The sequence below is a fragment of the Luteimonas gilva genome (genome assembly GCF_005239095.1).
Taxonomy (GTDB): domain Bacteria; phylum Pseudomonadota; class Gammaproteobacteria; order Xanthomonadales; family Xanthomonadaceae; genus Luteimonas_C; species Luteimonas_C gilva.
In genome coordinates, this window is record NZ_SZUA01000001.1 from 1 (window position 1) to 19,876 (window position 19,876).

At 64.9% G+C, this 19,876-nt stretch carries 20 protein-coding genes; 9 read left to right on the forward strand and 11 right to left on the reverse strand.

Going from position 1 to position 19,876, the window contains the following annotated elements:
• The 4 genes from FCE95_RS00005 to FCE95_RS00020 all read left to right on the forward strand — a co-directional run.
• Positions 1–761, forward strand: a 761-nt coding sequence (locus FCE95_RS00005; RefSeq protein ID WP_317616459.1) for an RHS repeat domain-containing protein, incomplete at its 5' end; no start/stop codon positions are given.
• Positions 758–1,195: a hypothetical protein gene (locus tag FCE95_RS00010; RefSeq protein ID WP_137264964.1), complete on the forward strand. Its 438-nt coding sequence runs from the start codon at positions 758–760 to the stop codon at positions 1,193–1,195. The genes FCE95_RS00005 and FCE95_RS00010, both read left to right, overlap by 4 nt.
• A gap of 443 nt (positions 1,196–1,638) precedes the next feature.
• Positions 1,639–2,001, forward strand: a complete 363-nt coding sequence (locus FCE95_RS00015; RefSeq protein WP_137264965.1) for a hypothetical protein — start codon at positions 1,639–1,641, stop codon at positions 1,999–2,001.
• Between the two features lie 304 nt (positions 2,002–2,305).
• Complete coding sequence (locus FCE95_RS00020) at positions 2,306–2,713, forward strand: VOC family protein (RefSeq protein ID WP_137264966.1); 408 nt, start codon at positions 2,306–2,308, stop codon at positions 2,711–2,713.
• 18 nt (positions 2,714–2,731) lie between these two features.
• On the opposite strand, the gene FCE95_RS00025 is transcribed toward FCE95_RS00020, so the two are convergent.
• The 4 genes from FCE95_RS00025 to FCE95_RS00040 form a co-directional block, all read right to left on the reverse strand.
• Complete coding sequence (locus FCE95_RS00025) at positions 2,732–3,007, reverse strand: DUF2251 domain-containing protein (RefSeq protein ID WP_137264967.1); 276 nt, start codon at positions 3,005–3,007, stop codon at positions 2,732–2,734.
• A 6-nt stretch (positions 3,008–3,013) separates the two neighbouring features.
• Positions 3,014–3,568 (reverse strand): hypothetical protein, encoded by a 555-nt coding sequence (locus FCE95_RS00030; RefSeq protein ID WP_137264968.1) that lies wholly within the window; start codon positions 3,566–3,568, stop codon positions 3,014–3,016.
• A 176-nt stretch (positions 3,569–3,744) separates the two neighbouring features.
• Positions 3,745–4,386, reverse strand: a complete 642-nt coding sequence (locus FCE95_RS00035; RefSeq protein WP_137264969.1) for an exopolysaccharide biosynthesis protein — start codon at positions 4,384–4,386, stop codon at positions 3,745–3,747.
• On the reverse strand, positions 4,376–5,701 hold the full coding sequence (locus tag FCE95_RS00040; RefSeq protein WP_137264970.1) for a hemolysin family protein: 1,326 nt from the start codon (positions 5,699–5,701) through the stop codon (positions 4,376–4,378). The genes FCE95_RS00035 and FCE95_RS00040 overlap by 11 nt, the downstream gene beginning before the upstream one ends.
• Positions 5,702–5,953: 252 nt before the next feature.
• Here FCE95_RS00040 and FCE95_RS00045 point away from each other — a divergent pair, with 252 nt between their 5' ends.
• Both FCE95_RS00045 and FCE95_RS00050 read left to right on the forward strand, forming a co-directional pair.
• A complete protein-coding gene (locus FCE95_RS00045) occupies positions 5,954–6,580 on the forward strand; it encodes a DUF47 domain-containing protein (RefSeq protein ID WP_137264971.1) in 627 nt (208 codons plus the stop codon).
• Positions 6,581–6,716: 136 nt separating this feature from the next.
• Positions 6,717–7,838, forward strand: a complete 1,122-nt coding sequence (locus FCE95_RS00050; RefSeq protein ID WP_137264972.1) for an inorganic phosphate transporter — start codon at positions 6,717–6,719, stop codon at positions 7,836–7,838.
• A gap of 184 nt (positions 7,839–8,022) precedes the next feature.
• Here FCE95_RS00050 and FCE95_RS00055 read toward each other — a convergent pair whose 3' ends face one another.
• Positions 8,023–8,433 (reverse strand): hypothetical protein, encoded by a 411-nt coding sequence (locus tag FCE95_RS00055; protein ID WP_137264973.1) that lies wholly within the window; start codon positions 8,431–8,433, stop codon positions 8,023–8,025.
• Between the two features lie 43 nt (positions 8,434–8,476).
• On the opposite strand from FCE95_RS00055, the gene FCE95_RS00060 reads away from it, so the two are divergent.
• On the forward strand, positions 8,477–8,815 hold the full coding sequence (locus FCE95_RS00060; RefSeq protein ID WP_137264974.1) for an MGMT family protein: 339 nt from the start codon (positions 8,477–8,479) through the stop codon (positions 8,813–8,815).
• 183 nt (positions 8,816–8,998) lie between these two features.
• Here FCE95_RS00060 and FCE95_RS00065 read toward each other — a convergent pair whose 3' ends face one another.
• Positions 8,999–9,607 carry a 2OG-Fe(II) oxygenase gene (locus tag FCE95_RS00065; RefSeq protein WP_137264975.1) on the reverse strand — a complete coding sequence of 203 codons (609 nt, stop codon included), beginning with the start codon at positions 9,605–9,607 and terminating at the stop codon, positions 8,999–9,001.
• 36 nt (positions 9,608–9,643) lie between these two features.
• Here FCE95_RS00065 and FCE95_RS00070 point away from each other — a divergent pair, with 36 nt between their 5' ends.
• Positions 9,644–10,306: a rhomboid family intramembrane serine protease gene (locus FCE95_RS00070; protein ID WP_137264976.1), complete on the forward strand. Its 663-nt coding sequence runs from the start codon at positions 9,644–9,646 to the stop codon at positions 10,304–10,306.
• A 182-nt stretch (positions 10,307–10,488) separates the two neighbouring features.
• Here FCE95_RS00070 and FCE95_RS00075 read toward each other — a convergent pair whose 3' ends face one another.
• Entirely contained in the window at positions 10,489–12,507 is a 2,019-nt protein-coding gene (locus FCE95_RS00075; RefSeq protein WP_137264977.1) for a M13 family metallopeptidase, read from the reverse strand.
• A gap of 144 nt (positions 12,508–12,651) precedes the next feature.
• A complete protein-coding gene (locus FCE95_RS00080; RefSeq protein ID WP_223266814.1) occupies positions 12,652–14,733 on the reverse strand; it encodes a M13 family metallopeptidase in 2,082 nt (693 codons plus the stop codon).
• A gap of 379 nt (positions 14,734–15,112) precedes the next feature.
• On the opposite strand from FCE95_RS00080, the gene FCE95_RS00085 reads away from it, so the two are divergent.
• Complete coding sequence (locus tag FCE95_RS00085) at positions 15,113–16,486, forward strand: MBL fold metallo-hydrolase RNA specificity domain-containing protein (protein ID WP_137264979.1); 1,374 nt, start codon at positions 15,113–15,115, stop codon at positions 16,484–16,486.
• Between the two features lie 73 nt (positions 16,487–16,559).
• On the opposite strand, the gene FCE95_RS00090 is transcribed toward FCE95_RS00085, so the two are convergent.
• The 3 genes from FCE95_RS00090 to FCE95_RS00100 all read right to left on the reverse strand — a co-directional run bounded on the left by FCE95_RS00090 (position 16,560) and on the right by FCE95_RS00100 (position 19,874).
• Entirely contained in the window at positions 16,560–17,756 is a 1,197-nt protein-coding gene (locus FCE95_RS00090) for a low temperature requirement protein A (protein WP_137264980.1), read from the reverse strand.
• 9 nt (positions 17,757–17,765) lie between these two features.
• Entirely contained in the window at positions 17,766–18,125 is a 360-nt protein-coding gene (locus FCE95_RS00095) for a DoxX family protein (protein WP_137264981.1), read from the reverse strand.
• An 84-nt stretch (positions 18,126–18,209) separates the two neighbouring features.
• Entirely contained in the window at positions 18,210–19,874 is a 1,665-nt protein-coding gene (locus tag FCE95_RS00100; RefSeq protein WP_137264982.1) for a CHASE2 domain-containing protein, read from the reverse strand.
• Between the last annotated feature and the right edge of the window lie 2 nt (positions 19,875–19,876).

The following is a 19,876-nucleotide window of genomic DNA, read 5'->3' on the forward strand; positions in this document are numbered from 1 at the left end:
AACCGATCCAACAAGCCATCTGGCTGGACGATCTGCCGGTGGGCCTACTGGCCGGCGCCACCACCAACCAAAAGCTGCACTACCTGCAACCCGACCACCTGGGCACGCCGCGAGCGGTGATCGACACGACGGCCAACACGGCGATCTGGCGCTGGGATCTGGAGGGCGAGGCGTTCGGCAATACGATCCCCAATCAGGATCCCGATAGCAACGGCACCGCGTTCGTCATGAATATGCGGTTCCCGGGGCAGCGCTATGACAGTGCTAGTGGGCTGAACTACAACTATTTTAGGAATTACGAGGCTGGCGCAGGAAGGTATGCGGAAAGCGATCCTTTGGGGCTAATGGCAGGGCCAACCACATACACATACGTAGCTAGCGCGCCGTTCGCGTACTCAGATCGCTATGGTTTATTTTGGGGACAGCTTGCACAAGCTGCCTGCGAATTTGTATCAGGCGTCGGAGGATACTGGCACCGCAGGAAAGAGAATCATTATTCTGATTACAGCCGAAGTAGATTGGGTTCTGCAAAGAGGATGTGCGATAACGTGTATCTCGCTTGCAAAAACAGCGACAGCCCCTCATGCGTTCCAGATGCAATTAAATATTGCGAAGAAGAAAGAATGGCAGTCGAATGCGATCTGGCGCAGGAACGTAAAGATTTGGGATTAGTCGACCCATTCCCGTGGTGGGATATCTTGGGGGAATTGTGCAATATCGGCATGATAAGGACGAAAACGCCTAGAGACCCAATTCCATGAAATTATTGCTCGTTGCGGTGCTCGGAATGATTGGCGTAGGTTGTGCGGACGTCAATGTTCCTGCTGGGTGTGGCCAACTAGATGAAAAGCTCTCGGAGTATCAGAGTGCGATTAATGAAATGAAACAGCTCCTTGATACAGGCGGCGGCCCGGTTTTGCGAGATGTTGCGATTTCAGCTGATGGCATGCAAAAGAAGCAGGCGGTGATGTTGAAGCAATGCGCCGCGGCTATTATTGCTTTAGGGCCTGATTGTCGTGAATATCATTTGATAGGAGAAGTTCAAGACCTGCGAAGTTCATTTAGACTCATCGCTAGAGTGGGGATGAATCGCGCAGACCCGGCAGGCGTTGAAATAGTGGGTGCGGTATTAAGCTCTGCTAAATCGAAGCTAGCTGGAAGTCATACGCAAAAAAATTGCGCAAGAAATCAATGAGCTGAGGGGCTCGCGAAGCGGCCCCTTCCTGTCAACACGATTTGTCGGACGTCAGCGGTAGTTCCACCCTACAGGGTGTGGTGAGTGCCCAAGACAAAAAGCCTCTTACGGCAATTCATGCACCACCCTCCGAACGGCCATAATGCGTAAAGTGGGCCGAGGTCTATAAACCCGACTCTGTGTCTGCAGTGAGGGCAAGGCATAAAGGCCGCGGCTATGGAGACGATAAAAAATCCGCCGCCAGAAAGAATCATCGAAGTGGCGTTTCCGAAGGCGAGGCAAGTCATGAATGCTGCAAATAAGAGCCAGCATAGCCATCGCATTTTTCTATACTGGGAAAGCAGGGCCTTATCCATAGCGCGGGCTCGGAGTATTTTTGGGTCTTACTCTAACCGGATGTTTGGGATAGTGAATAGGTGAAGACTCGGCATGCAGGTGGCTCGGTGCGCTTGCTGGTGGGGTATTGTCTTGCTTCATTCACTCCCGCGGTGACTATGGCTTTGCTTACGCCGCTCGGTTCTGATCGCTTCACATTCTGGCAATTTGGCCTTGTTCCTGTGTTTTTTGTTTTCTCGTCTATTGCAGTGGCGGTGATTGGAATTCCGCTTTATCTCGCGCTTCGAGCGATGAAGCTCGTCAATGGGTGGAGTGCATTGATTTCTGGAGGCATGGGCGGCGCATTGGTTGGAGCGATATTGCATTTGCCGGCAGCTCCTAAGCCTGCTGACCTTCTTGTCACCTGCCTTGTCGGAGCGGTTTCCGGTTTCGTGTTTTGGCTGGTTTTACGTGGGGAAAAATTCACGTAGGGCGGAACCCGCGAAGCGGATTCCGCCGTCACGCTGTCAATACGACTCGGCGGAAACGCCTGCGGCGGTTCCGCCCTACGGAAGCCCGGGTTGCTGTAACCCCAGTGCCGCTTGCCTCGGCTTCGATGGTGCCAATAGCCTGACCATCGGCTTTCACCCCAACCTACAATGAACTAGCCTGGCATGTCGGATAGCGGCGTGCGTCGATAACCATCGAGGTAATGGTTGCCGTCCCGCGCTGAAAATATGATGCGCTCAGATATGCGCAACACGACAGCCTCGACCCCATAACCAAGGAGCCGCCATGCCCAAGATGATCTTCATCAACCTTCCCGTCGCCGATCTCGGCGCGGCCAAGGCTTTCTACGAGGCGCTCGGCTTCGTCAACAACCCGGCTTTCAGCGACGACACCGCGGCGTGCATGGTGTGGAGCGAGGCGATCAACGTCATGCTGCAAACGCACGACAAGTGGCGGACCTTCACCACGCGGCCGATTCCGTCGAAGGATTCGAGCGAAGTGATGCTGTGCCTGTCCTGCGATAGCCGCGAGGCGGTCGATGCGATGAACGCCGCCGCGGCCGCGAAAGGCGGCATCGCGGACGTCAATCCCGTGCTGGAACTCGGCTTCCTGTACAACCGCAGCTTCGCCGATGCCGACGGCCACGTGTGGGAAGCGGTGTGGATGGATCCGGCGGCGGCGCCGCCCGCCTGATGCCGCAAACGTCCGCGATCAGCCGATCGCGGACCGAACGTCGAAGGCCGCGCGCAGCTTCTTGCGGATGAACAGTGCCACCGTCGTCTGGTCGTCGTCCCATTCCACGTCCACGTCCTTCTCCTGCAAGTCGGACGGTACGTAGCCGATGCGCAGCTGGCGCACCGCTTTGCGGCCTTCTTCGCGGGTCAGGTCGTACAGATAGAAATAGGCCGACGAGCCTTCTTGTTCGAAGATGCCGGCCAGGTCGCCGCCGCAGCGGACGTTGCTGATGAAGATGCCCTTGAAGCGCACGGCGCGTCACCGCTCGGGCGGGACGGCGCCGGTGTCGCGCTCCGTCTCGCCTTCGATCCGCGCCAACTGACGTTGGCGTTCGGCGGCGGCCAGCTCGAGCGCTTTTTGCTCGCCGTGCTTGGCGATCGCGAACGCGCGGCGCAGGCGGGTGCCGTCGGGCAGCAAAGTCTGCGCGATATAGTAATCGCGTCCGCGGCTGGTGCAGCGGCAAACGCCTGCCAGGCCGCTGGTGTTGTTGCGGCGGAGCATTTGCTGCCGCTCGCGTTTGCGCATGGGCTGGCACCGCGCCAGGATCCGGTCGCGGAAATCCATCGCCGCTTGCAACGCTTGGCGGGCGTCGCCGTAGCGCTTGTCGGCGAAGGATTTGTTGCACAGCGGCTTGCCGTCGCGGGTGATCATGACGCGCCAGGACCAGTTGTCGCCGGGGCCGTCGAGACGGCCGGTGGTCTTGGCGCGGTAGATGCCGTAGCGCTTGGGCGGTTGAATGCCACGGTCGGCGAGCGATGCGGAGGGAATCCCGACCGGGGGGCGGGTCGGAACGGATGTTGCGTCGTGCTTCAAGGGGCCGCTCCTTCGCGGTTGCGTCGAGTCGCTCGACGCAAGACGGAAAGCGGCGAAAAAGTGGCCATTTTTTGTGGGAGCGGCTTTAGCCGCGAGCTTTCCCATACGCTGTGGTCAAGTCGTCCAGACCTGAAAAGCTCGCGGCTAAAGCCGCTCCCACAAAAACCAAGGAGCGGTCAGAACAGACTGTCGATCCAGCGCGTCGCCATCGCGACCAGGTTGCCGGACAAGATCCCGAAGAATCCGATGGCGACGAGGCCCGCCGCCCACGCGAGCAGCATCAGCGCGCCGTCGCGTTCCAGCAGGGCGAAAGAAAACATCAGCAGCAGCACGCCGAACAGATAATTGGTGAACGGGATCGGCAGCGACAACAGCAGGCCCAGCAGGACCAGCAACAGGCCGGTGAACAGCGTCGCGAGCGGATGATCCAGCATCGCCGTCAGCCGCGGCTTGACCAGATGCTCCAGCCGGCTGAGCCAAGGCGAGATGCGCTGGTTGAAGCTCACCAGCAGCTTGCGGTGCGGGCCGCGTTCGGCGAGGAAAGCGGGCAGCCACGGTTTGCGCAGCAGGAACAGCAGCTGTGCGCCGACCAGCATCACCAGCGGTCCGCTCAACGCGCCCGCCAGACCGGGAATGGGGATGAAGGCCGGCAGCGTGGCCACCATCAGCAGCATGCCGAACGTGCTGCGGCCCAGACCGGCCAGCACGTCGCGCAGCTTCAGCACTTCCTCGGGATCGCCCACCGCCAGCGCGTCGAGCAGCACGCGCGTGCCGGGCTCGCGCGTCTTGCGGTGCTTCTCGTCGCGATCAGCCGTCATCGTCTTCGCGTTCCGGCTCGGCGCGCCGCGTCAGCAGCAGCTTGTCTACGCGCGGGCCGTCCAGATCGACCACTTCGATCCGCCACCCGTCCCAATCGAAATGCTCGCTCGCGTGAGGAATGCGGCCGAAGCGCGCGATCGTCATGCCGGCGGCGGTGTGGTAGTCGTGCTCTTCTTCGTCCGGGAACTCGCTGACGCCCATCAGCTCGCGCAGCTCTTCGATGGAGAGCGCGCCGTCGACCAAGTAGGAGCCGTCCTCGCGCTGCACCACCAGCGCTTCCTCGTCGTCGGGCTCGCCCGACTGCAGGCGGCCAAGCACCGCGCCCATCACATCGGTCACCGTGACCACGCCCTGGATGTCGCCGTACTCGTCGACCACCAGCGCCAGCGATTGCTGTTCCTCGCGCAGGATCTCCAGCAGCTTCATCGCGTGGGTGGATTCGGATACGAACAGCGGTTCGCGCAGATCGCGGAACAAGTCCGGCGCGGTTTCGTCCAAGCGGTCGAGCAAGGATTTGACTTCCAGCACGCCCAGCACGTCCTGGTCGTTGCTGCGGTAGACCGGATAGCGCGAGAACGGCGTCTCGCGCATCGCCGCCAGGTTCTCTTCGAACGGCGCGGCGGCGTCGAGCCAGGCGATGCGCATACGCGGCGTCATCAGGCTTTCGGCGGTGCGGTCGCCCAGGCGCAGCACGCGGTTCATCATGTTGCGTTCGTGCGAGTCGATCACGCCCTGCTCGTGGCTTTCGCTCACCAGCAGGCGGATCTCTTCTTCGGTGATGGCGTTGCGGGCGTCGTCCTTGATGCCGAGCAGGCGCAGCACCAGGCGGTTGATCGCGCCGAGCGTGAACACGATGGGCTTGGCGGCGGTGGCCAGCATGTCCAGCGGAATCGCGACGACGCTGGCGATGCCTTCGGCGTTGGTCAGCGCCAAGCGCTTGGGGATCAGTTCGCCGAAGATCACCGACGAGATGGTGATCAGCCCGACCGCGGTGCCGATGCCGATCGGGCGCGCGTATTGCTGTGCGGCCGGGAACACGTGCTTGAGCCAGTCGGCGATGATCAGGCCGATCGCGTCGCCGCCGAACACGCCGGCCAGGATGCCGATCAGAGTGATGCCGATCTGCACCGTCGACAGCAGATTGTCCGGGTGCTCGGCCAAGGCCAAGGCCTTGCGCGCGCCGCGGCTGGGCGCAGCCGGGTCCTCGGCCATCTGCTTCAGGCGCAACTTGCGCGAGGTCATCAGCGCCATCTCCGACAAAGCGAAGAAAGCGTTGAGAGCGATCAGGAAGATGACGATCAGTAGCTCGAGCACGCGGGGGCTTCGCTCAGGGCCGAGGTGGGGAGGATGCCGGGAAACGGGCGGGCCGCGGTAGATCCGGCGGCGGGCGGGGGCGAGGGCGTTCGGTCGTCGTCCATAGGCTGCGCCGGGGCGCCCAAGCATCATAACAGGGCCGGACGCGGGGTCCGGAACGGGTCCAAGCAGCGACGGTAATGCCGGAACCGTCACGATCCCGTCATAATCGCGCCTTCGATCCGACCTCCAGCCATCGGGAAGGCCTACGCGATGTTCTCCCTGCAGACGATCTTCGGCTCCGGCAAGCAGTTCTTCACCCTGTTCGACGAGGCCGCCCAGGCCGCCTACGACAGCACCCGGGCCCTGCACGCGATGATGAAGGCCAGCGACCGCCAGCCGGCCCTGGACGCCTTCAAGCTGGCGCGGCAGCGCGAGCGGGTGGCCTCGGACAAGATCGGGCAGGCCCTGGTCGACAGCTTCATGACCCCGTTCGAGCGCGAGGACATCGAGGCGCTGGGCTCGGCCCTGTACAAGATCCCCAAGCAGGTCGAGAAATTCGCCGACCGCTATTCGCTGGCCACCCGCCACCTGGAAGGCATCGATTTCGCGCCGCGCGCGGCGATGCTGGAGCAAGCCGCCGGCGTGGTGGTGGAGATGGTGGCCGAGCTGCGCAAGATGAACATCGACCGCATGACCGCGCTCAACGAAAAATTGCGCGCGATCGAGAACGAGGCCGACCGGCTAATGCTGGAGCTGTACCGCGACATCTACTCCGGCAAGCTCGACAACCTGCAGATGTTCCTGCTGAAGGAGTTCTTCGAGATTCTGGAGAAGGCGATCGACCGCTGCCGCGAAGCCGGTGTGGTCGCCTACCAGATCGTATTGAAGAACAGCTGAGGGTGAGTAGCGATGCTTGCGCGCCGCAGGCGTGCATCGCTGCGAACGCCACGCCATGGATGGCGGGGCTGGACCGTCCGAAGCCGTATTGTCGCGCCACGGATGGCTGCGAGAATCCATTGAAAAGGGGTATTCCGTGCTGACCCTCGTGCTGACGGTGATCCTGGCCGCGCTCGTCTTCGAGTTCATCAACGGCTTCCACGACACCGCCAATTCCATCGCCACCGTGGTCGCGACCAAGGTGCTGTCGCCGGGGCAGGCGATCGCGCTGGCCGCCAGCACCAACCTGATCGGCGCGTTCTGGGGGACGGCGGTGGCCAAGACCATCGCTTCGGGGCTGGTCGACACCGACGTCGTCGTCGTCACTTCGCAGGTGCTGATCTGCGCCTTGCTCGGCGCGATCGTGTGGAACCTCATCACGTGGTGGCGCGGCTTGCCGTCGTCGTCCTCGCACGCGCTCATCGGCGGCCTGTGCGGCGCGGCGCTCGCCGCCGCTCACAACAATTGGGCGGCGCTGATCTGGTCCAAAGTCGGCGACGCAGGCTGGACCAGCAACAAGGGACTGCTGTGGAAAGTGGTGGTGCCGATGATCAGTTCGCCGATCGCCGGCTTCCTGTTGGGCGTTGCGATCATCACGCTGCTGTACGTGCTGATCGCCGGCATGTCCAAGGCCGGCGGTTTGCTGGCCCGGTTGGCGCGGCCGCGTTGGGTCGGCATGTTCTTCGGCAAGGCGCAGTTCGTTTCCGCGGCCTATATGGGCTTCGCGCACGGCCGCCAGGACGCGCAGAAGACGATGGGCATCATCGCCCTGGCGATCTTCGCCGCGCAGACCGAAGGCGCGTTGAACGATCTGCCGGCGTGGCTGTCGTTCCTGCATCCGGACGGCGGCAAGGACGACATCGACAGCTGGATCATCGCCACCTGCGCCCTGGTGATGGCCGCGGGCACCGCCGCCGGCGGTTGGCGCATCATCAAGACGCTCGGCCACAAGATGGTCAAGTTGCATCCCATCGACGGCTTCGCCGCGGAAAGCGCGTCGGCGACGATTCTGGTGACCGCCGCGCATTTCGGCATGCCGGTGTCGACCACGCACAGCATTTCGACCGCGATCATGGGCGTGGGCTTCGCCAAGAATCCGCGCGCGCTGAAGCTGGGCGTGATCGAGCGGATCGTGTGGGCGTGGATCCTGACGATCCCCGCCGCGGGTGGCATCGCCTATGGATTGCTCAGGCTATTGGAAGCCCTCGGCTGGGCTTGATGTTTGCTCCCTCTCCCGCTTGCGGGAGAGGGCTGGGGTGAGGGCGCACAGGCCAGCCGGTCGCATCGAACCTGGTTTTCCAGTAGTTCGTCTGGAATTTCAGGGAACGATTGTTTGTCGCCATCTGAACGTCGCGCGTGTCCTCGCCCAACCCTCTCCCGTTTACGGGAGAGGGTTAGAAGCGTCAAAGCAGATCGCCGCCTGCGGACAGCGCATGCTCGATGCGGTCGCCCATGCCGCCGATCTCCAGCACCAACCGGTCGACTTCGGCCGGGGTCAGCGCGTCGTACGGACGATTTTCGCACAGCTGCAGGTAAGGCACGCCGTCCAAGTCGCCGATGGCGAGATAACCCACCCGGCTTTCCCAGTTGAACGCCAGCGCGCGGCGCGCGTCGACGCCGGTGATCGGCGCGATGGTGGTGGCCACGCGCAGATAGGTGCGTTCGTCGTCGTCGTGGATTTCGGACAGGAAGATCGATTGATGGCGGCGGCCGCCGTCCAGCGACAGCTCGACGCAGACCACATACGGCTCCTGCATCGTCAGACGGAAGCCGGAAGCGCCGAGGTGGCTGCGGATCTGTTCGAAATTCTGCATCGGGACCGGAAGCGCGGGGAAGTTGCCGCTATGCTAATCCCCCATGGCCGACCTGTCTTCCGCCAAGCGCATTTTGGCCGCGATCCGCGCGATTCCGCGCGGTCAGGTGGCCGGTTACGGCGAAGTCGCGCGCCGCGCGGGCCTGCCGGGCCGCGCGCGCCTGGTGGCGCGGCTGCTGAGCGAAAACGCCGATCCGAAGCTGCCTTGGCATCGCGTGCTGCGTTCGGACGGGCGGATCGCGTTTCCGGAAGGCTCCAAGGGCCACGCCGAGCAAACGCGCCGCTTGCGCGCCGAAGGCGTGTGGGTGGAGAAGGGCAAAGTGAAAGGGCTCAAGGCCGCGGCGACGATCGACGAACAGATTTGGGGCATGCCGCCGGAGTGATGATTTCCCCCCTCCCTTTTGGGGGAGAGGGAAGGCGCGAAGCGCCAGGGAGAGGGTTCGGCTTTGGCGGTTAGTTAAGCAAAAGCGCATATCCCGCTGTTTGAAAGGACTCGCCAAAAGCCGAACCCTCTCCCTGGCCTTCGGCCAGTCCCTCCCCCGCAAGGGGAGAGCGACGAAAGCAAGCTAGCGCCTGAACCAAGCAGCGATGCTGAAGCGTTCGCGTACGGCTGGCAGCACTTCGTGTTCGAGTTCGCTGCGGAAGCACACCGAAGTTCCGATGCGCGGTGCGATGTCGATCGCACCGTCGTCCGCGTGCAAGCGCAGCGCGCCGCCGTCTTCCGCGCGCCAATCTTCGTTCAGGTAAGTCACCCACGACAGCACGCGCGCGTCGTCGTCGCGGAAGCGGTCGCGGTGGCGCGCGTAGCCGCTGCCGGGCGGGTAGGCGGCGTAGTGGGCTTCGACTTCGCGCAATCCGGCGAACAGGTTGCGGTTGAACTCGCCGCGCAGCGCGTCCAACGCAGCCAGGAACTCGCGCGCGGCGTCGCCGCAGCGCGGATCGTTCAGCCAAAGCGTGGCGTCGCCGCGGATGTCCGGGCGCAGGTCGCGCGTGCGGTCGCGGCCGACCGCGGCGGCCTGCAGCGCGCCCGCGTCGCGCAGGCGCAGCAGGTCCGCGCGCAACGCCCGCAGGCGCTCGGGCGCGAACGGCCCGGCGATCCGGCAGACGCCGTACCCGGCCAGCGCCTCGGCGATGGCGGTGCCGTCGGCGGCGTCGATCTCGGGCAGGGCGGACATGCGGCTATGATAGCCGCGCCCCCGATTGGAGCCGCCATGTTCTCCCGACTTCCGCCGGTTACCCAGGCGCTGTTGATCATCAACGGCCTCGCATTCGCATTGCAGTATCTGCTGACCAACGAAACCTTCGCGGCCTTCATGTTGTGGCCTATTGGAGATGTCGGTTTCGACGCCTATGCGCCCGAGCAAAGCTTCCTGCCGTGGCAGTTGCTGACCTACGGTTTCTTGCACGGCAGCTTCACCCATCTGGCGTTCAACATGCTGGCGCTGCTGATGTTCGGCGCGCCGCTGGAATACACCTGGGGCAATCGCCGTTTCCTAATCTATTACCTGGTCTGTGTCGCCGGCGCGGGCGTGTGCCAATTGCTGGTGTCGTCGTGGACCGTGGCGCAAGGCGGCGGCGCGTATCCGACTTTGGGCGCTTCCGGCGGCGTGTTCGGCTTGCTGCTGGCCTACGGCATGCTGTTCCCGAACCAGCGGGTGATGCTGCTGATCCCGCCGATTCCGATGAAGGCGCGCACGCTGGTGATCGTCTACGGCGTGATCGAACTGCTGATGGGCTTCACCGGCTTGCAACCCGGCGTGGCCCATTTCGCGCATCTGGGCGGCATGCTGTTCGGCTGGTTGCTGATCCGCTATTGGCGCGGGCAACCGCCGTTCGGCAAGGGCGGGCCGCGCAGGCCGACGATCGTCAGATAAGAGATGATCGGTAAGGGGCGCAGCCGTTGCAACTGGCGTAAATCCCCCTTCGGTCCCCCTTTTTCAAAGGGGGAGTTCCTAGCTGTCGGCGAGATCGCAACGATCTGCTGTTCTCCCTTCTTTGAAAAAGGAGGGTCGGGGAGGATTTACGCCATGCGGCTTCGCCGACGTACGCAGCGGAATCAACGCCAGATCGACAACTGTTCGGCAGGCGCCTTCTGCATGTTCGTCGTCGCCTTGCACTTGTAGGCCTCGCCGAACGCGGGCTGATTCACCAACGGACCGTTCGCGCGCCATTGGCCCGGCGCGTGCACGTCGCTGGCGGCGAGCACCTTGGCCGCTTCGGCGCTGTTTTCCTGGGCCCACAAGCCGGCCCAGGCTTTGAAGAACGCTTGCTTGCCCGCTTCGGTGTTCGCCGATGCGTCGCCGGCGAAAGCCTGGTAGGCAAGTTCGACGCCGGCCAAGTCGGCCATGTTTTCTTCCGAGGTCTGCCGGCCGTTGACCTTGACGCCGCTCAAATCGGGATAGGCGTAGCCGTCGTATTGCGCGGCGAGCTTGTTGGCCTTGTCTTGCCACGCAGCGTCGTCGGCCGGCGTCCACCAGCTCTTCAAGCCGCCGCCGGCATCGACCAAGCGGCCCTTGATGTCGACCGCGTGGCTCAGTTCGTGGCCGACCAGCGCGCCGAACGTGCCGAATTGCGTGGCCGCGTCCTTGCCCATGTCCAGCACCGGCGACTGCAGCATCGCGGCGGTCACGATCAGGCGGTTCTGGGCGATGTCGTAAGCCAGCGCCGGCTGCTGCGGCAACACGTCCCAACGGCGGTCGGCGTTGTTTTGGCCGATCCGCTTCATCTCTTCGCGATGGCGCCAGGTGGAAGCGATCAGCATGTTGCCGCCGAAGCTGCCGCGGCCCATCGGCTGCACGCTGTAATCCAAGTCGCGGTTCGGCGTGCCGACTTCGATCTTCAGATCGTTGAGCTTCTTCTTGGCTTCAGCCTTGGCTTCGGCGCTCATCCACGCGCTGCGTTCGACGTTCGCGGCCAGCGTCTCGCGCACTTGCTTGGCGATGGCTTCGGCGCGCGAATCCGTCGCGGCGGGCAGGTAGCGCGCCGCGTACTCGCGGCCCAGCATCGGGCCGGCGGCGGTGTTGATCGCGTCCAGCACGTCCTTCCAGCGCGGTTCCGGCGCGGTTTCGCCGCGCAGCAGGCGGCCGCGGAAATCGAACTCGGCGTCGCGGAACGGTTTGGACAGATAGGGCGCCATCGCATTGCCGACCTGGAAGCGCAGATACGCTTTCCACTGCGCCGTCGGCAGCGAGCCGACCAGGTTGTCGATCTGCGCGAACAACTGCGGATTGGCCAGCGACACGGTGTCGTTGGACACGCCCTGCGCTTTGAGGAATTCGGCCATCTGCAGCCGCTTGTACTGCTTGCCCAGCGCGGACGCGGCCATCGGCGCGTAGTTCGTACGCGGATCGCGGAATGAGGTGAGCGGCTTGGACGCCTGCGCGATGCGCGTTTCCAGGTCGATCACCGACTTCGTGTCCGCATCCAGTTGCGCTTGCGGCGTGCCGGTCAAGGTGAGGATGCGCTTGACGTAATCGGTGTAGCGCGCCATCAGCGCCTTGGTGTCGGCGTCGCCGCGGGTGTAGAAGGCGGGGTCGGGCAGGCCCAGGCCGCCTTGGCTGAAATAGCCGATGTGGCGGTCGAACTTGGCCAGATCGATGTCCGGGCTGAAGTTGAAGACGACCGGGATGCCGACCTGGTGCAGCGCGGCGATCGAAGGCGGAATGTCCTTGGCCTTCTTGATCGCGTCGATGCGGCCGAGCAGCGGCGCGATCGATTTGCTGCCGTCGGCTTCCACCGCGGCTTCGTCCAGGCCGCTGGCCCAGAAATCGCCGAGCAGCTTCTGCACATTGCCCTGCGGCGTCCGCATCGCGGCGTCCAGCAGGTCGCGCTGCTGCTGCAGGCTGCGTTCGCGCATTTCGCCCAAGGCGCTGACCGAGCCGTCGCCGGCGACGACGGTGTGGCTCTTCAGCCAGTCGGCGTTGCTGAAGGCGTAGAAATCCGTGCAGGCCGTGGCCGCGGGCGCTTTCTTGGCGGGGGCCGCTTTCTTCTTCTTGGCCGCGTCGGCGTCGTGGACGGCGAGCGTGGCGGCGAGGGCGGCGGTCAGGGCCAGGACGAGCGGGCGGATTGAGAGCATCGCGGTTTCCATCGCATGGGATCGCCTCAGTCTAGCAAGGCGGCCGGGCGGCGAATCTGAACCTCCGCGCGGTCCGGGCAGACCGTCGCAAAAAAGAAGGCCCGGGAGGTCCCGGGCCTTCGCGCGCACGACGAGGGGCGCGAGTTACCAGATCACGACCTGCTTGTCGCCTTCGCGGACCATCGGCTGGCCCGGCTTGCAGGAGAACGCGGCCGCGAAGGCCGGCAGGTTGGACGGCGCGCCGACGGCGCGGAACTGCGCCAGGGCGTGCTCGTCGGTGGCCAGGCGGTTCTTCATGTCGTCCGGCGTGTGCGAACGGCGCCACACCGTGGCCCAGCCGTAGAAGAAGCGCTGGTCGCGGGTCATGCCGTCGGTCATCGGGTCGGGCGTGCCGGCGGTGGCTTTCTTCATCGCGTCGTAGGCCGTGGCCAGGCCGCCGAGGTCGGCGATGTTCTCGCCCAGCGTGTGCAAACCGTCGACCTTCAGGCCCGGACCCGGCGAGTACTCGTTGAACTGGGCGACGAGCTTGCCGGTCTTCGACTTGAAGCCCTCGGCGTCGGCCTTGGTCCACCAGTCCTCGAACTTGCCGGTCGGCCCGAAGCGGCTGCCCTGATCGTCGTAGCCGTGGGTCATCTCATGGCCGATCACCGCGCCGATGCCGCCGTAGTTGATCGGGTCGTCGGCCTTGGCGTCGAAGAACGGCGGCTGCAGGATCGCGGCCGGGAAGGTCAGCTGGTTCTGCTGCGGGTTGTACGAGGCGTTCACCGTCTGCGGCTTCATGCCCCATTCGGTGCGGTCGACAGGCTTGCCGATCTTGCCCAGATCCCACTTGTAGTTGAACTCGTCGGCGGCCATCACGTTGCCGATGTAGCTGTCGCGGTTCGTCTGCAGGCCGGCCCAGTCGCGCCACTTGCTCGGATAACCGATGCGCGGGTCGAACTTCTCCCATTTGGCGACGGCCTTGGCCTTGGTTTCGTCGCTCATCCAGGCCAGGTTCTGAATGCGCACCTTCAGCGCATCGCTCATGTTCTTGACCAGCGCTTCCATGCGCTGCTTGGACTCGGCGGGGAAGGCGACCTTCACGTACATCTGGCCGAGCGCTTCGCCGGCTTCGCCGTTGACCGTGGCCAGCACGCGCTTCCAACGCGGCTTGATTTCCTTCTGGCCGCGCAGGGTCTTGCTGTAGAAGTTGAAGTTCTCCTGCACGAACGCGTCGCTCAGGTAGGGCGAAGCGCCGTCGACGATATGGAAGCGCAGATAGCTCTTCCACTGCGCCGCCGGTACGTCGGCCAGCATCTTGCTGACTTCCTGGTGGAATTCGGGCATCGCGAACGAGAACATCTTCGGCGCGGCCACGCCCTGCGATTCGAAGAACTTGGTCCACGGGAAGTTCGGCGCCAGCTTGTCGGCGTCGGCCAGCGAGACCGGGTTGTAGAACAGCTTGGCGTCGCGCGACATGTCCTTGCGCGACTTGGAAACCTTGGCCAGGCGCGTTTCGAAAGCCATCACGTCCTTGGCCTGCGTCGCCGCGTCGGCCGCCGGCACGCCGGACAGTTCGAGCACCTTGGCGACGTGGGCGACGTAGGCGTCGCGCTTGTCCTTCTTGTCGGCATCGAAGTAGTACGTGGTGTCGGGCAGGCCCAGGCCGCCCTGCGTCGCGTAGGCGATGTTCAAGGTCGGATCGTCGAAGTCCGAATCCGAGCCGAAGCCGAACAGCACGTTCTGGCCCTTGGCGGCGCTTTTGCGCAGGTATTCGGCGATGCTGGGGCCGTCGGTCAGCGCGTCGATCGCGCCCAGTTCCGGCTCCAGCGGCTTGATGCCCTGGTCTTCGATCTTGGCCTCGTCCATGCCGGTGGCGTAGAAGTCGCCGACGATCTTTTCGATGCCGGCGGCGTTCTTGTCGGCCGCGGCCTGCTCGGCGAGCTGGTGCTGCACGGCGTTGGAACGCTCGTCGAGCATTTCGAACGCGCCCCAGCTGGAGCGGTCGCCCGGAATCGGATTCGCCGCGAGCCACTTGCTGTTGACGTAGCCGTTGAAGTCGGTGCACGCGTTCTTGCTGCTGTCCAAATCGGCCAGCTGGAAGCGGTTGACCGGCGGCAGCTTGCTTTCGTCCAGCGTCAGCGGCTTGGCTTCGGCGGGCGAGGCGGCCGGAGCGGCGGCCTGGTCGGCGGCGGGCTCGCGCTTGCACGCGGCCAGCGCGACGGCGACGGAAAGGGTCAACAGCAGGATCTGGGGTTTGTTCGGGGTCACGTAGTGCTCTCCGGCCCGGGCGGGCGCGAGGTGTGCGGGAGTTGCGGCCGAGGGCCGAACCATGGGCGTATGGCCCCGGAAAGGGGCGCCGGGGGACTGTACGCCGGACGGCAGGGGTGGGCGGGTGTCGAAGGTCATGGCGCGGGGCCGGCTCGCCGATGCGTAACCGGTTCCAGCGAGCTTCGCTGTTCCTCCCCCTTTGAAAAGGGGGACTGAGGGGGATTTGCTGTTGCTTTTGTGGTTGTTTTTAACGGCAAGGTCAAAAGCAAATCCCCCTCGGTCCCCCTTTTTCAGAGGGGGAAACAGCAAGTGCGCATGCTAACTTCGACTTCGTCTTCGGATTCGAGGAAACCGCATGCGGGTCCATTTTCACGGCGCGGCCGGCGAAGTCACCGGTTCGATGCACTTGGTCGAAGCCGCGGGCAAACGGATATTGCTGGACTGCGGCATGATCCAGGGCAGCCGCGAAGCCGAAGCGCGCAACGCCGAACCGTTCCCGTTCGATCCGGCTTCGCTCGACGCGCTGGTCGTCAGCCATGCCCACATCGACCACATCGGCCGCGTGCCGCTGCTGGTCGAGCGCGGTTTCGCCGGGCCGATCTACGCGCAGCAGGCGACCGCCGATCTGATGTCGATCATGCTGCTGGACTCGGCCTCGCTGGCCGAAAACGACGCCGAACGCGCCAACCGCAAGCGCCGCGAGGGCGAACCCGAAACGCAGCCGCTCTACACCCGCGACGATGTGCAAGCGACGATGCCGCGGGTGCGGCCGCTGCCGTACGACGCCGCCACGGCGATCTTCGACGGCGTCGAGCTGGCGTTCCGCGAAGCCGGCCATATCCTCGGCTCTTCGATCGTCGAGCTGCGTGCCGACGGTCGCACGCTGGTGTTTTCCGGCGATCTGGGCCCCAAAGGCACGCCGATCCTGCGCGATCCGGCGACGATCCGGGCAGCCGACCTGGTGCTGATGGAGTCGACCTACGGCGACCGCAACCATCGCGACCGGCTCGACACCGTGCGCGAGCTCGGCGGAATCTTCGACCAAGCCTGGCGCGGCCAGGGCAACGTCTGCATTCCTGCGTTCGCGGTCGGGCGCAGCCAGGAATTGCTGTACTGGATCGCGATGCATTGGGACGAGTGGAACATGTCGCGCTGGCGGATTTTCCTCGACAGCCCAATGGCGGCCAAAGTCGCCGGCGTGTACGAGAAGCACGCGGAATTGTTCGACGAACAGGCGCGAGCCGTCTGGAAGGGCAAGCCGAATCCGTTCCATCTGCCCAATCTGCGTTTCACCGAGAGCGCCGAAGATTCGATGGCGATCAACGCCATCGAAAGCGGAGCGATCATCATCGCCGGCAGCGGCATGGCCAACGGCGGCCGCATCCTGCACCACTTCAAGCGCAATCTCGAACGTCGCCAGGCGCACGTGGTCTTCGTCGGCTACCAGGCCGAAGGCACGCTTGGCCGGCGTTTGGTCGACGGCGCCCGCTGGGTGCGAATCCACGGCCGCGATTACCGGGTCAACGCGCAGCGCCACACCGTCGGCGGCTTGTCGGCGCATGCCGATCAGCGCGCGTTGATCGACTGGTACGGCGGCTTCGAGAACCGGCCGCCGCTGGCGCTGGTGCACGGCGAAGACAAGGCGCGCGAAGCGCTGGCGGGCGAGATCGGCGAGCGTTACGGCGTCGAAGTTCGGCTGGCGCGGCCGGGCGTCACGCTTCGCGTCTGATTCGATTTGTAGAGTCGAGCCTGCTCGACTGCTCTTGCTGTTCGATCGCCAAAGCAGTCGAGCAGGCTCGACTCTACGAAGCCGCGGGCCTGTGTGGCCTGCGCAGAGCGATGGTCTCCCACGCGGCGACAAGAACCAAGATCGCGGTCGTCGCGATGCCCAGCGTCAGCGCCGAAAACACATGCGCGAAGGCGAACGGCACCAGCGCGAACAGCAAGAGCAAGCCAGCCAGGTGCGACAGCGGCGGCGTGCGGCGGTCGTTGGTCGCCCATTTGAACAATGCGTTGCCGATCAGATACAGCGCCGGACCGCCCAGGATCGCGGCGATGCCCGCGTCCTCGGCATGGCCGGGATGGACCAGCACGATCTCGTCGGCGACCGCGCAGACGATGATGCCGGCCACGATCGGCATGTGCAGATAGGTGTAGGCGAGCCGCGCGACCCGGCCGGGATCGTCCGAAGCGGCGAAGCGATGGATCGCCCGTTCCGCGCCGGTGTCGAAATACACCCACCACATCGCCACCGACCCCAGGAATGCCGACAAGAACGCCGCGACCGTGGGCGCATCCCAAGGACGCTCGGCGAACGTCGCGCCGGTCACCAGCAGGGATTCGCCCAGCGCGATGATGATGAACAAGCCGCAGCGCTCGGCCAGGTGGTGCGCGTCGACGTCCCAATCGCGGGTCGAAGAAGCGCCCAGGCCCGGCACCCAGAAATACGACAACGGCGCGATCATTTCGATCGCCACGGCCGCCGTCCACCAGGCCAGCCGCGTGGCGCCGTCGTGGAATGCGCCGACAATCCACATCGCCGATGTGACGCATAGCCAAATCAAGATGCGCTCGAAGTTGCGGCGCCGGGCCGTCGTCTCGTTGCGGAAAGCCCACAGGATGAACGCCGAGCGCCCGACTTGCAGCGCGGCATAGCCGCAAGCGAAGGCCATGCCGTTCCCGTCGAACGCTTTGGGGATGGACGATGACAGCACCAACCCGGCCAGCATCAGCGCGAACAGCATCGACCGCACCGGCAGGCGTTCGGGGTCGAACCAATTGGTGATCCAAGAGGTGTCGACCCAGGCCCACCACATCGCCACGAAAAGCAATCCGACTTGCAGCGCGCCGAGCGGATCCAAATGGGCCAACAGCGTGTGCGACAGCTGGGTCACCGCGAACACGAACACCAGGTCGAAGAACAGCTCGACCATGCCGACCCGGCTGCTGTCGTGACCGCCGCGCGCGCGCAGCAGCGATTTGCGCGGCTGTCCCGTCATAGGCGTTCCTTACAGACGGCGCTGCTTTTGGCCGGAGACCACCGCCAGCAACAGCAAGCCGCCGACGATGTTGACGTTCTTCATGAAGTGCAGCAATTGCGCGCCGCGCTCCGGATCGGGCAGCGCCCAGAAGCGATGCGAAAGCAGCGCGTCGACCGCCATCAGCAGCGCGGCCACCGATGCGGTCAGGCGCAGCTTCCAGCCGATCGCGATCAGCAAGCCCAGGATCAATTCGACCGCGCTGAACACCAGCGTGCTGTTCGGGATCGCCGCGCCTTGGCTGGCGGCCCACAGGCGGTAGGCGCCCATCACCACGAATACGCTGGCCAGCAGCAGCCTCGCCAGCACGATGCCGGGATCACGTCTCATTGCCGTCCCCTTCCGCGTCGAAGCGCCAAGATTGGCATAAACGCGCCGAGGAGGGCAGGGCCGCCGCAGGCGTGGCGCGCGCGCTCAGGCCGAGGTCGTGGTCTCGGCGCAGAAACTGCGGTCGCGGCCCTTCTGCTTCGCTTGGTACAGGGCCGCGTCGGCGCGCTCCAGCAGGTCGGCTTCGTGGCCTTCCAGGATCGGGAAATAGGTGGCCACGCCGATGCTGACCGTCATGACCGGGGCCACGTCCGAACCCGGGTGCGCGATCGCCAAGGCGCGCACGTCGCGGACGATGTGGTCGGCGATCGCCTGCGCCGCGTGCGCGGTGGTTTCGGGCAGGATCGCCGCCAATTCGTCGCCGCCGTAGCGCGCGGGCACGTCGCGCGGGCGCCGCGCGCGTTCGGCGATGGCATGCGCGATCCGGCGCAAGGCGTCGTCGCCCGCCTGGTGGCCCTGGGTGTCGTTGTAGTGCTTGAAGTGGTCCAGGTCGATCAGCAGCAGCGACAGCGGCCGGTTGCCGCGCCGCGCCGCGCCCAGCTCGCGGGTCAGCATCACGTCGAACAAGCGCCGGTTGGACAGGCGGGTCAGCGCGTCGGAATGGGCCAGACGCTGCGACAACTGCAGCCGGTACACGCCCCACGCGGCCAGCGCCAGCAGCAGCGTCGCCAAGGCCGGCATCGGCGCGAACCAATAGCGCCCGACGTGCAGCAACAGCGCGCAGAACAGGACCACGGCGGTGCAGGCGCCCAATGCCAGCAGCCAAGGCCGGCGCAGATCCGTCCAGGCCAGCACCAGCAAGGGCAGCAGCGTCAGCGCAAGGCCGAACGCCAATTGCCAAGACGCGGTCAACGGCGTGATCGCGTTGCCGCGGACCAGCATGTTGAGCAGATTGGCTTGGTACTCCAGGCCGGAAATGCGCGTGTCGGTCGACGCCACGGGCGTGAGCAGCGTATCGCCGATGCCGTGCGCGGTAACGCCCACCAGCAGCCAACGGTCGCGCAGCAGTTCCGCCGGAACCTGGCCGCGCAGCAGATCGAGATAGGAAACGCGCTGGAAGCCCTTGCCGTCGGAGACGTAAGGGATCATCACGTCGCGGTCGCGCACCCACAAATACGGCGACGCCGTGGTCTGCGGATTGAGCAATCCGGGCAACGCGCCGCGATGGCTTTCGCTCGGCCGCAATTCGAACAAGGCCAAGGCCAGCGCGGGCCAGCGCGCTTCGCCCAAGCCTGCGCGCAGATAGGTGTGGCGGGCGACGCCATCGGGATCGACGTCGACTTCGACATGGCCCAGATCCGCCGCCGCCGCGCTGAACTCGGGCATCGGCAGCACTTCGATCAATGTGCCGTCCGGCTGCGAAGGTTCGACCATCACCGGCAGCACGATGCCGCCTTCGCGCTTGATCGCCGCCGCGAGCTTGGCGTCGCCCGCCGGATCGGAACGGTCCGGTTCGGCGAACGCGATGTCGAGCGCGATCCCGCGCGCGCCGGCCCCGTGCAGCTTGTCGAGCAAATCGGCGTGGATCCGGCGCGGCCACGGCCAGCGGCCGAGCGAGCTGAGGCTGTCGTCGTCCACTTCCACCAGGACGATGCTGGGATCGGCTTGCTGCCCGGAGTGGGCGATCAGGAAATCGTAGAGCCAGGTATCGAAGCGCCAGGTCAGGCCGGATACCGTCAGCAAAGCCGTGCAGGCGGCCGCGGCCAGGCCCGCCAGCAGCTTCCATCGCAATCCTCTGCCGTCGGCGCGCATGC